Genomic DNA, 235 nt, shown 5'->3' on the forward strand with positions numbered 1-235 from the left:
AAATCTGGTTATCGTCAGCTCCGTATTGACGACCTGTATCGGAGGCATGATTATCAAAGTAGGTACTTTGAGCGTCGCCGGTGTAGGCTTGTGCGCCGTATTGGCCAGTATCCTGAACTGCGTTTTGCCCAATACAAAATCAGAAGAAGCATAAATAGCTGGCTCATAAACGCAATGGCCGTCTGAAAATGAGATTTCAGACGGCCTTTTTATTACGCTTTATACAATGAAAAAT

The 235-nt window shown here is 43.4% G+C and carries 1 pseudogene; it reads left to right on the top strand.

The features are described 5' to 3' along the window. Positions 1-154, top strand: a pseudogene (locus ACTHSP_RS24120) (uracil permease); the annotation flags it as partial. Between the last annotated feature and the right edge of the window lie 81 nt (positions 155-235).

This window comes from Neisseria sp. P0001.S005, assembly GCF_051963715.1.